Below are 10,328 nucleotides of genomic sequence, written 5' to 3'. Positions count from 1 at the left end.
TACACCACGGCTAGGGACACGACCGCAAAAACCCACCCCACCTGTATGGGGCTGTGACCCAGCGCGCCATCGGAACCGTCGAAGCCGCCGCACCAGCGCGGCGGCGCGCGCACGCCATGATGACAACAGCCGATCCATGCCGCGGCGGCCTACCCTCTGAATGGTCTGCTGCCATTGATCAACTCGCAGCAGGGAGCCTACAGAGGCTCGACGAATCCGGCGCCCCTACAGGGCAGAGGCTGTTTGTCCTTGCCGCAGGAAACGTGCAGATCAAGGACTGGCAGGATTACCCCGATAGCAACCTATTGTCGCCAGTCGAAGACCCTTCTCAGGCTTGGAATGCTCTGGCTGTGGGCGCCTTTACCGAACTGACCGAAATTGATAGAGGCAAATGGCCGTCACTGTCTCCGATCGCCATGCGTGGCGGCCTATCGCCCGCCTCTTCGACTTCGGTGCTTTGGAGCGGAAGTAGATGGCCCTTCAAGCCTGATGTAGTGGCGGAAGGGGGCAACGGCAGCACAGACTCCAAGGGGCCTGTGGATGGCCCGGAGAGCTTACGCTTGCTCACAACCGCACATGACATGACCAAGGCGCTGCTCACGGAAGCGGGGGACACCAGCGCTGCCGCTGCCCAAGTTGCCCGACTCGCCAGCCATATCTCGGCAAGGTATCCAGACTACCAGCCTGAAACAATTCGCGCATTGATTATTCATGGCGCCAAATACACCGATGCAATGCGTGCAGGAATGACGCTGAACCCCGGAAGAAACCAGAAAGAAAATTTGGTGCGTCGATTCGGCTTTGGGGCAATCGACTTTGAAAGCTCACTGAATTCATCTTCGCGAAGGCCTGTCATGGTTGTTGAAGACACCTTGCACCCCTATAAGCGAGAAGGCTCCTCTTGCAAGCTCAACGAACACAACCTGCACACGCTACCTTGGCCCGCAGAGCAACTAGCGGCATACGGCAGCGCTGACGTCGAAATGCGAGTGACTCTTTCCTATTTTGTTTTCCCTAACCCAAGTCGTCGAGGCTGGCAGAGCAAGTTCAGATATCCATCGCATGGCCTTCGCTTCGCCGTGAAAGGAGCCACTGAGACGCCAGAAATATTCGCCCAAAGAATCAATAAAATCGAGCGAGAAAAGGCCGAGGACGAAGAGAGCGCATCAGCCAGGAATGATCCAGATCGGGGTGGTTGGCTCCTCGGGCAACACCTCCGTTCTCGCGGCTCCGTTCAGTCGGACACCTGGTCTGGATCAGCAGCTGCTTTAGCCGAAAAATCTGATATAGCAATATTCCCCGTTGGCGGATGGTGGAAAGAGTGGACCAACAGTGAAGGCCAGGATGCGGCCGTTCGCTACTCGCTTATAGTCAGCCTCAGAATCGCGGAGACACTAGACGTCGACCTGTACTCCCCTATACAAAATGAACTAGGCGTACCGATTACCGTCGAAGGGCAATTATAAGCACCGGAGAGCATAACTGCCATGTTCTTCAGAGACAGCCCTAGCTGATCTCGCCGCCTACCGCGTCCAGCTTTGGCACGAGGTCTTCCGCCCGTAAATGGGTATAGCGCTTGAGCATTTGCATACTCCGGTGCCCACTTATCGCGGAGACTTCTTGATCGCTTAACCCTGCCTCCACCATTCGGCTTACCGCCTCGTGTCGTAGGTCATGAAATCTAAGGTCTGCGAAACCGAGCCGACTCTTCATATCGACCCAGGTCTTCTTGAACTGGTAAGGGCGCCGCTCGCCGTCCTGTCCTGGCTCACCAAAGAAAATCAACGAACACCCCTTTGGACGGATAGGATGGTCGAGCGCTTCTTGCAGAACCTGCGCCGCGCGTCGCGAAAGCGGCACGGTTCGCGCAGAGCCGTTCTTCGTCACATCCAAGCGCACAACCCGGCGATTGATATCCACCTGGTCGGTTCGCAGCGACGAGATCTCGGAGCTGCGCATGCCCGTCTCTAGGGCAAGCACAACAATCCAGCGCAACATCGGATTGGAGTGCTTCGCGAGCGCGCTCATCAGTTGGCGCTCTTCATCTGGCCGAAGGCGGCGGTTCCGACCATCGCCCGGCGCTGGGCGTCGGATGGACTGGACCGGGTTGGCGGTCAAGCCAATGCCCCATTCTTTGAGCGCCACTGTGAACACGTGCCCCAACAGCGCGAGTTCCCGCCTGACGGTTCCGGGGCTAACCAGCTTCGTCACCGGCGACCGCTGGCGGTATCGAGGTTTCACTTTCGATGCCAAGCGTTGGTCGCGATAGCTGGCGACCAGCGCGGGGGTAATCGCTTGCAATGAATACGCACCGAAGAACTCGATGAGCGTGTCGGCCTTCTGATGATCCGACTTCTGCGTGCTCGGACGCTTCGTCGGCGTGACCTCGGCCAAGTACTGTCGCATCGCCTGAGTGAACAGGGTGCGCTCAGAACTGGTGCGCTGGACATAAACGCCGCGCACCATCTCGTCCTCCACCCGGCGGGACCAGTCTTCCGCGTCGCGCTTGGTGCGGAAGGACTTTGTCGTCGTTGGCCAACCGCGCCGGCGGATGACGGCCTTCCAAGTACCCGCGGAGGTCCTTACGAGGGTGGCCACATGGTGTTCCGCTTGCCAGGAGTGTACCAGAATTGTACCTCTGGACCATCGCACCGTACAGGCTCCCCACTTAAGACATTGATTTCATTGGTGCCGGCGGAGAGAATCGAACTCCCGACCTTCGCATTACAAGTGCGCTGCTCTACCTGCTGAGCTACGCCGGCATGGGGCGCTGATAGTACCGTCGCGCAAGCTTGGCCGCTGTCACTAAGCTCGATTTCCTATCTCGCTAAGTGACCCTGGGTAGACCGTCCTGGTCTACCCGCCGAAGCACATGGCTTCGGCCCTGCTGAGCTACGCCGGCGTGGGGCGCTGATAGTACCGTCGCGCAAGCTTGGCCGCAGTCACTAAGCTCGATTTCCTATCTCGCTAAGTGACCCTGGGTAGACCTTTCGCGCTGCGCTTCCTGCTTCGCGCGAAAGTCCTGGGTGTACTTCCTGTACGCCCGCTGGTTGCCACGCAACCAGCCCTGGTCTACCCGCCGAAGCGCATGGCTTCGGCCCTGCTGAGCTACGCCGGCTTGGGGCGCTGATTGTAGCGAAGCAACCTAGGCTGTCTCCGGACGGAGGTGCTCGCGCAGGAAGGCCAGCGTGCGGTCGAGCGCGACCCGGGTCGGTTCGCCTTCGGCGTCGATTAGGTGGTTGGTCAGCACGCTGTGGGGCGGCCAGGGGCCATCGGGGTTGGCGGTGGCGTCGTCGAGCTCGATGGCTTCGAAGGCGTCACCGAATTCGCGCTTGAGATGCGTGAACCGGGCGGCGGGGCACATGGGGTCGCCCTTGAAGCGCAGACCGAGAATGGCGGCGCCTTCCTCGTCGATCTTGCGGTGGGCTTCGGCGATGGCGGCGTCGGAGGCGTGCAGGCCGCTGCCGCGCGCGACCGGCAGAGAGGGCTGCGAGAGCACCGGGGCGATGACCGGAGCGTCGAGCATCATGCCGAGGGCGAAGTTGCCGGTGATGCACATGCCGACCGCGCCCACGCCCGGACCGCCGTGGCGCTCGTGCACGTCGCGCGCGAGGGCGCGCAGCCAGTCGACCGCCGGGCTGGATTCGCGCGCGGCGAGCAGGTGGAAGGTGCGGCCGACGCACAGGCGCGCGATGGTGCGTAGCGCATAGGGCATGGTCATCGGCCGCATGGGCTCGCCGAACAGTTCGGGCACGTAGACGCTGAAGCCGGCATCGACCACGCGCAGTGCGAACGCGCGCACCTGCGGGGTGATGCCGGGGACTTCGGGGATGACGATGACGGCCGGGCCGTCCCCCGCGCGGTGCACGGGGTAGGCCTGGTCTTCCGCCTCGAAGCGTTCTTCGGTGAAGCCGGGAACGGTTTCGGCCGCCATCTCAAGCCGCCCTGGTCGCCTCGACCATGTCGCGGACATGGACGTCCATCTGCGGGAACGGGATCTCGATGCCCTCGTCGTCGAAGCGCAGCTTGATGCGCTCGATCAGGTCGCAGCGGACCGCCCACCATTCGGCGGTCGAGCAGAAGCCGCGCACGGCGAAGTCGACGGAGTTGTCGCCCAGGTTGGTGACCACGACGGTGGGTGCGGGGTCTTCGAGCAGGCGCGATTCCTCGGCCAGGATGTCGACCAGCAGCTGCTTGGCGCGCCGCAGGTCCGCCGAGTAGGCGATGCTGGCGAGGATGTCGACGCGGCGCGTGGGGCGCACGCTGTAGTTGGTGATGATGTTGCCCCAGACCTGCGCGTTGGGGATGGTGAGCTCCTGGTTGTCCAGCGACTTGAGCACGGTGGCGACGATCTTGATGTCCTCGACCGTGCCCATGGTGCCGGCCACCTGGACGAAGTCGCCGGTCCGGAAGGGACGGAACATGATGATCATGACGCCGGCGGCGAAGCTGGCGAGCTGCCCCTGCAGAGCCAGGCCGATGGCCAGCGCCGCGCCGCCGAGCACGGCTGCGGCCGAGGTGGTGTCGACGCCGAGCCGCCCCACCGCGGAGATGAGGATCACCGCCAGCACGATGCCGTAGGCCACGTTGCCGAGGAAGCCGACCAGGGTCGGGTCGGCATTGCGCTTGAGCGCGGTGGCCTTGATCAGATCGATGACCTTGCGCGCCACCCATTTGCCGATGAAGAAGATCAGCAGTGCGGCGACGACGTTGAAGACCAGCGGCAGCGCTGCCTCGGTCAGCGCCACCGGATCGGTGAGTTTCTCCAGGGTCAGCGACATGGTTCTCTCCTTATGGGGTTGTGGACGGGCGCTGGACGGCGCAGCTCTTGCTTCAGTGTAGACGCTCGAACGGGTGGCATCCCGGCAACTTCGGCCGCGCGCGCACGGCGGCGCGCGGCATTCTCCGGCTTAGGCACACTAGCGACATGGAATCAGCGGCCTTCCCGCTGCGGCGCGATATCCCGGCGCTGCAGTCGGACACGGAATTCGATGTGCTCGTCATCGGCGGCGGCATCTACGGCGCCTGGGCGGCGTATGACGCGGCCAGTCGCGGACTGCGCACGGCGCTGGTCGAGGCCGAGGACTGGGGCGCGGGCACCTCTTCGGCGTCGTCCAAGCTCATTCACGGCGGCCTGCGCTATCTGGAGAACTTCGAGTTCGGGCTGGTGCGCCATGCGCTGACCGAGCGCCGCGTGCTGGCACGGCTGGCACCGCATATGGTGCGGCCGATCAACTTCGTGCTGCCGGTGTGGCGGGGCGCGCGCGTCGGCATGGGCCGTCTGCGCGCCGGCCTGGTGCTCTACGACACCCTCGCCTGGGGCCGGCAGCCAGTGCAGCGCCATAAGCGCTTCAATCGCGACCGCCTGCTGCATCGCTACCCCTTCCTCGCCGAGAACGGGCTGCGCGGCGGCTTCCGCTACGGCGACTGCCAGGAGGACGACGCCCGCCTGGTGGCGCTGGTGGTCGCGGCGGCGCAGGCAGCCGGTGCGGTGTGCGCCAACCATGTGCGCGCCGAGTCGCTGCGCGCGCACAACGGCGCGGTGACCGGCGCGGCGCTGCAGGACACTCGCTCCGGCCATCGCTGGCAGCTGCGCGCCCGCCATACCGTTGCCACCGTGGGGCCCTGGGTGCGCGACATCGTGGCGGATCACGCGCCACCGGTGCAGTTCGTGAAGGGCACCCATCTGGTGCTGCCCGGCATCCCGGACTGCCACAGCGCCTTTCTGCTGAACGCCCCGCAGGACGGGCGCGTGTTCTTCGTCATTCCCTACTACCACCGCACCCTGGTGGGCACGACCGAGGTCTCGGTCGAGCGGCCGTCCGACGCCGTGCCCGGCGACGAGGAATGCCGCTACCTGCTGGCGGCGGCCCACGCCTGGATGCCCGGCCTGCCCTGGCGCGAGGAGGACATCATCCAGCGCTTCGCCGGCATCCGCACCCTGCAGGCACAGGACACCGGCAGCCTGTCGCGCGTGACGCGCGAGTTCGAGATCGCGCATCCGCAGCCGGGCCTGACCGTGCCCATCGGCGGCAAGTACACGACCGCCCGGCTGGATGCCGGAGAGGTCATCGACGGCGTGGCCGCCGCGCTCGGCTGCCGCGCGCCGTCGCGTACCGATGCGCAACCGCTGCCGGGTGCGCCGCCCTCGGACGAGCGCCTCGGCGAGTGGCTCGACGACGCCCAGCAGCGCCTGCGCGCGGCCGGCCTGGACGAGGGCGCCGCGCTGCAGGCGGCGCTGCGGCACGGCACGCGGGTGGACCGCCTGTGCGAGCTGCTCGGCGACGACACCTCGCTGGCCGCCCGGATCGATCCCGAGAGCCCCTTCGCGCGTGTCGAGGCCGCCGTGGCCGTGCAGGACGAAATGGCGGTCACCGCGCAGGACGTGCTGCGCCGGCGCCTGCCGCTGGCACTGCTGGCGCGCGACCCGGAGGCCGCGGCGGCGAACATCGCGTCGCTACTGCCGCCCGCCTGAGCAGCGGCTCAGGTGAGGATCTCCTCGCCGCCCTCCTCCTCGCTGCCCGGGAGCGGCTCGCGCTCGCCGACGAAGCGCGGCTCGGTGCGCAGCACGAACAGATCGAGGATGGCCTTCACGCGCGCGAACACCTCGCGCACCGGGTGCCGGTTCTGCGTGCCGTCGGCGATGTACGCCACCGCCGGCACGTTCATCTTGCGCGCCAGGAAGACCGCGCGATAGGTGTGGTACTTCTGCGTCACCAGCGTGAAGCGCTCCAGCCCGAAGACGCGCTTGGCGCGCGCCACCGAGTCGAAGGTGCGGAAGCCCGCGAAGTCCATGGTCAGCGCATCCTGCGGCACGCCGGCCTTGACCAGCTCCTGCCACATACGGCGCGGCTCGTTGTAGGTGGCATCCGGGTTGGCTCCGGACACGATGATGTGCCGGATCTTGCCGGCCTCGTAGAGCTTCACCGCCGCCTCGATGCGCCCGTGAAAGTCACGGCTGCGCCCGCCCCCGCGGGTGTAGGGGCTCGTCCCCAGCACGATGCCTACGCGATTCTCGGGCAGCAGCCCGGTGTTGTCGTAGATGTAGGAGTCGGTGCTGTTGATGACCCAGCGATTGCCCAGCAGCACGATGAGCGCGAAGGCGAAGAAGCCCATCGGCAACCATCGTTTGAGCAGACGTTTGGCACGCAGGGTCACGGCGGCGGTTCGGCTCGGTCGGGGATCAGGCGAAGAGGCGGATCAGCATGATGATGAAGAGCACCACCTGTGCGCCGAAGAGCCCCGCACGCACCAGCACCAGCGGCTGGTTCACGCCGATCAGGTGCACCACCGACTGCCCGACGCGGGCGTAGAGCACCCAGGGCGCCAGCGCGTCGATCGCCGCGCCCTGCCCGGAAACGACACCGGCCAGGACGATGGCCGCGAACACCGGCAGGTTCTCCAGCGTGTTGAGGTGGGCGTGGCTGGCGCGCTCGATGATCGGGGGGTCCTGGATGGCCTTGCCGCGCGTCCAGGAATAGGCCGGAGTGCCTTTGGCGAGCACGAGGAACACGCGGTAGCTGATGATCAGACCGATGAGCACGAGGGCCCACGCGGCGAACAGCGCGACAGCGGTCAGTGAAGGCGTCATGTCGGAAGTCTCCCTTTGGTGTTGTGGCGCGGATGAACCCGCGTCGGCATCTTACTTGCTGCTGAGGCGGCGCATGGCGCTATCGAGCCCCTGGAGCGTCATCGGGAACATGCGGTCGGCGCCGATCACCTCGCGGGTGATGTTCACCGAATGCGAGTACTCCCAGTGCGACTCCGGCTCCGGATTGAGCCATACGAGGTGGTCGTAGGTTTCCATCAGGCGCTGCATCCAGACCGCGCCGGCTTCCTCGTTCCAGTGCTCGACGCTGCCGCCCGGATGCGTGATCTCGTACGGCCCCATCATGGCGTCGCCGACGAAGATGACCTTGTAGTCGGGCGGGAAGCGGTGCAGCACATCGTAGGTGGACATGCGCTCGTCGTGCCGACGCCGGTTGTCCTTCCACACCGACTCGTACAGGAAGTTGTGGAAGTAGAAGTACTCGAGATGCTTGAACTCGGTGCGGGCCGCGGAGAAGAGCTCCTCGCAGACGCGCACGTGCGGATCCATGGAGCCGCCGACATCGAGGAACAGCAGGACCTTGGCCGCGTTGTGCCGTTCCGGGACCATCTTGAGGTCGAGGTAGCCGGCGTTGCGCGCGGTGCTGCGGATGGTGTCGTCGATGTCGAGCTGATCGGCCGCGCCCTCGCGCGCGAAGCGGCGCAGACGGCGCAGCGCCACCTTGATGTTGCGCGTGCCCAGCTCGACGCTGCTGTCGAGATTCGCGAAGTCGCGCTTCTCCCAGACCTTGGCGGCGCGCTTCTGGCCGCCCTCGCCACCGATGCGCACGCCCTCGGGGTTGTAGCCGCCGTGCCCGAAGGGCGAGGTGCCGCCGGTGCCGATCCACTTGTTGCCGCCCTCGTGCCGCTCGGTCTGCTCCTCGAGGCGCTCCTTGAGCGTCTCCAGCAGCTTGTCGAGGCCGCCCAGGGCCTGCGCCTTGGCCATGTCCTCCGGCGTCAGGTGCTTCTCGGCCATGGCGCGCAGCCACTCGTCCGGGATGTCCCCGAAGAGCTCGGCACCGCTGGCCTGCACGCCCTCGAAGTAGGCCGCGAAGGCGCGGTCGAATCGGTCGAACTGCGACTCGTCCTTGACCAGTGCGGCGCGCGACAGGTGATAGAAGTCGTCGACGTTGAACACCACCAAGCGCTTCGACATCGCCTCGAGCAGCATCAGGAACTCGGAGAGCGACGGCTTGAGCCCGGCGTCACGCAGCGCGAAGAAGAAGCTGAAAAGCATGATGCACGCGATCGCTGTAGGAGCACGAGTGTATCGGCTCGGCCGCACCGCCCGCACCCGGAGCAGCCGACGTTCCACCACTCCGACCGCCGCTCCCGCATCGCGGGTTCCCGACGGCGCCCGGCGCGCACCCCGTCGCCGCCCGGCCGGACCGCCTCACGCGCCGTGGACGACCGTTCTCCAACAAGTCGATTTCCCGCTTTTACCGTGCTCCCTCGGAAACGTGCAGGGCCGGCGTCGATGCACGGTTGCCGAATATAGTTATATATTTCATTGTGTTGCGATATCGATGTGAACAGTCGTTGACACGCTGACCGGCGCGCATGTAGTGTGCACATATGTTCACGTACATGTGTTCGCCATGACCACTGCAAACGCGCTCACCCAATCGTTCCGCTCCGGCATCCAGCGCGCGCTGCGCTCGGAGCTGGTGGCATCGCTGACGACGCCGCACGGCGTCGACCGCTACCTGGAGACCCTCAACCCCGCCTGGGCGGTGCATGCGACCCGCGCCCGCGTCACGGCGGTGCGCCGGCAGACCGACGACACCGTCACGCTGACGCTGCGGCCGAACGACAACTGGGCGGGTTTCCGCCCGGGCCAGTACGTGCGCCTGAGCATCGACATCGCCGGACGCCGCTGCACGCGGTGCTTCTCGCCGGCCAACTCGGCGCACGCCGCCGACGGCGAGATCGAGATCACCGCCCGCGTCAACGACACCGGCACCCTGACCCGCCATCTGCGCGATCACGCCCGCGTGGGCATGGTGGTGACGCTGTCGGCGGCCGAGGGCACGTTCGCGCTGCCCGGGTCGCGGCCCGACCGCATCCTGCTGATCAGCGGCGGCAGCGGCATCACGCCGGTGATGGCCATGCTGCGCACGCTCTGCGACGAGGGCCATCGCGGCCGCATCACCTTCCTGCACTACGCGCGCAGCCCCGGGATGCAGCTCTACCGCGACGAGCTCGCCGCCATCGCGGCGGCGCACCCCAACGTCGAGCTGCTGCTCGCCTACACCGACGACGACAGCGGCGCGCTGCAGGGTCGCTTCGATCGCCGCCAGCTGGCACGTGCGGTGCCGGACTACCGTAAGGCGACCACCTTCGTGTGCGGCCCGGCCGGCCTCATGGAGCACGTCGAGGCCACGTGGGAAGCCGAGGGCATCGCCGACCGCCTGAACGCCGAGCGCTTCACCGCTGCCCCGATGCCGCGCGACGACAGCGCCGAGGGCGAGGTCCGGTTCTCGCACAGCGAGCGCGTCGCGACCAACGACGGCGGCACCCTGCTGGACCAGGCCGAGGCCGCCGGCCTGCGCCCCGAGGCCGGCTGCCGCATGGGCATCTGCCACAGCTGCACCTGCCGCAAGACATCCGGCCGCGTGCGCGACACGCGCAGCGGCGCCATCAGCGATGCCGGCGAGGAAGAGATCCAGATCTGCGTGAGCGTGCCGGTGGGCACCGTCGCACTGGACCTCTGACCCCCACGCGCACCGCCTACCAACCCA

9 protein-coding genes and 1 tRNA gene are annotated in these 10,328 nt (G+C 66.2%); 3 read left to right on the top strand and 7 right to left on the bottom strand.

Going from position 1 to position 10,328, the window contains the following annotated elements:
* The first annotated feature begins 41 nt into the window (after nt 1-41).
* On the top strand, nt 42-1,466 hold the full coding sequence (locus KAH28_RS15640) for a S8 family peptidase (RefSeq protein WP_366918212.1): 1,425 nt from the start codon (nt 42-44) through the stop codon (nt 1,464-1,466).
* A gap of 40 nt (nt 1,467-1,506) precedes the next feature.
* Here the strand turns inward: KAH28_RS15640 and KAH28_RS15635 are convergent, their stop codons facing one another.
* The 4 genes from KAH28_RS15635 to KAH28_RS15620 form a co-directional block, all read right to left on the bottom strand.
* Entirely contained in the window at nt 1,507-2,598 is a 1,092-nt protein-coding gene (locus tag KAH28_RS15635; RefSeq protein WP_290578219.1) for a site-specific integrase, read from the bottom strand.
* Between the two features lie 88 nt (nt 2,599-2,686).
* Nucleotides 2,687-2,762: transfer RNA gene (locus tag KAH28_RS15630), tRNA-Thr, on the bottom strand.
* Nucleotides 2,763-3,145: 383 nt separating this feature from the next.
* Nucleotides 3,146-3,934, bottom strand: coding sequence for a dienelactone hydrolase family protein (locus tag KAH28_RS15625; protein WP_290578217.1), 789 nt, complete (start codon nt 3,932-3,934; stop codon nt 3,146-3,148).
* 1 nt (nt 3,935) lies between these two features.
* Entirely contained in the window at nt 3,936-4,781 is an 846-nt protein-coding gene (locus KAH28_RS15620; protein ID WP_290578215.1) for a mechanosensitive ion channel domain-containing protein, read from the bottom strand.
* 146 nt (nt 4,782-4,927) lie between these two features.
* Between KAH28_RS15620 and KAH28_RS15615 the strand changes: the two genes are divergently transcribed.
* Nucleotides 4,928-6,475, top strand: coding sequence for a glycerol-3-phosphate dehydrogenase/oxidase (locus tag KAH28_RS15615; RefSeq protein WP_290578213.1), 1,548 nt, complete (start codon nt 4,928-4,930; stop codon nt 6,473-6,475).
* A gap of 8 nt (nt 6,476-6,483) precedes the next feature.
* Here KAH28_RS15615 and KAH28_RS15610 read toward each other — a convergent pair whose 3' ends face one another.
* The 3 genes from KAH28_RS15610 to KAH28_RS15600 form a co-directional block, all read right to left on the bottom strand.
* The gene (locus KAH28_RS15610) at nt 6,484-7,116 is read right to left on the bottom strand and encodes an ElyC/SanA/YdcF family protein (RefSeq protein ID WP_290578211.1); all 633 of its coding nucleotides are present in this window, start codon (nt 7,114-7,116) and stop codon (nt 6,484-6,486) included.
* Between the two features lie 67 nt (nt 7,117-7,183).
* A complete protein-coding gene (locus tag KAH28_RS15605; protein ID WP_290578209.1) occupies nt 7,184-7,591 on the bottom strand; it encodes an MAPEG family protein in 408 nt (135 codons plus the stop codon).
* Nucleotides 7,592-7,642: 51 nt separating this feature from the next.
* Nucleotides 7,643-8,824 carry a VWA domain-containing protein gene (locus tag KAH28_RS15600; protein WP_290578207.1) on the bottom strand — a complete coding sequence of 394 codons (1,182 nt, stop codon included), beginning with the start codon at nt 8,822-8,824 and terminating at the stop codon, nt 7,643-7,645.
* Nucleotides 8,825-9,185: 361 nt separating this feature from the next.
* Here KAH28_RS15600 and KAH28_RS15595 point away from each other — a divergent pair, with 361 nt between their 5' ends.
* Nucleotides 9,186-10,301 carry a ferredoxin reductase gene (locus KAH28_RS15595; protein WP_290578205.1) on the top strand — a complete coding sequence of 372 codons (1,116 nt, stop codon included), beginning with the start codon at nt 9,186-9,188 and terminating at the stop codon, nt 10,299-10,301.
* Nucleotides 10,302-10,328 lie beyond the last annotated feature (27 nt).

This window comes from Algiphilus sp. (assembly GCF_023145115.1).
Taxonomy (GTDB): domain Bacteria; phylum Pseudomonadota; class Gammaproteobacteria; order Nevskiales; family Nevskiaceae; genus Algiphilus.
Note: the sequence above shows the minus strand (reverse complement) of the source record. Positions and strands in the feature narration are given on the sequence as shown.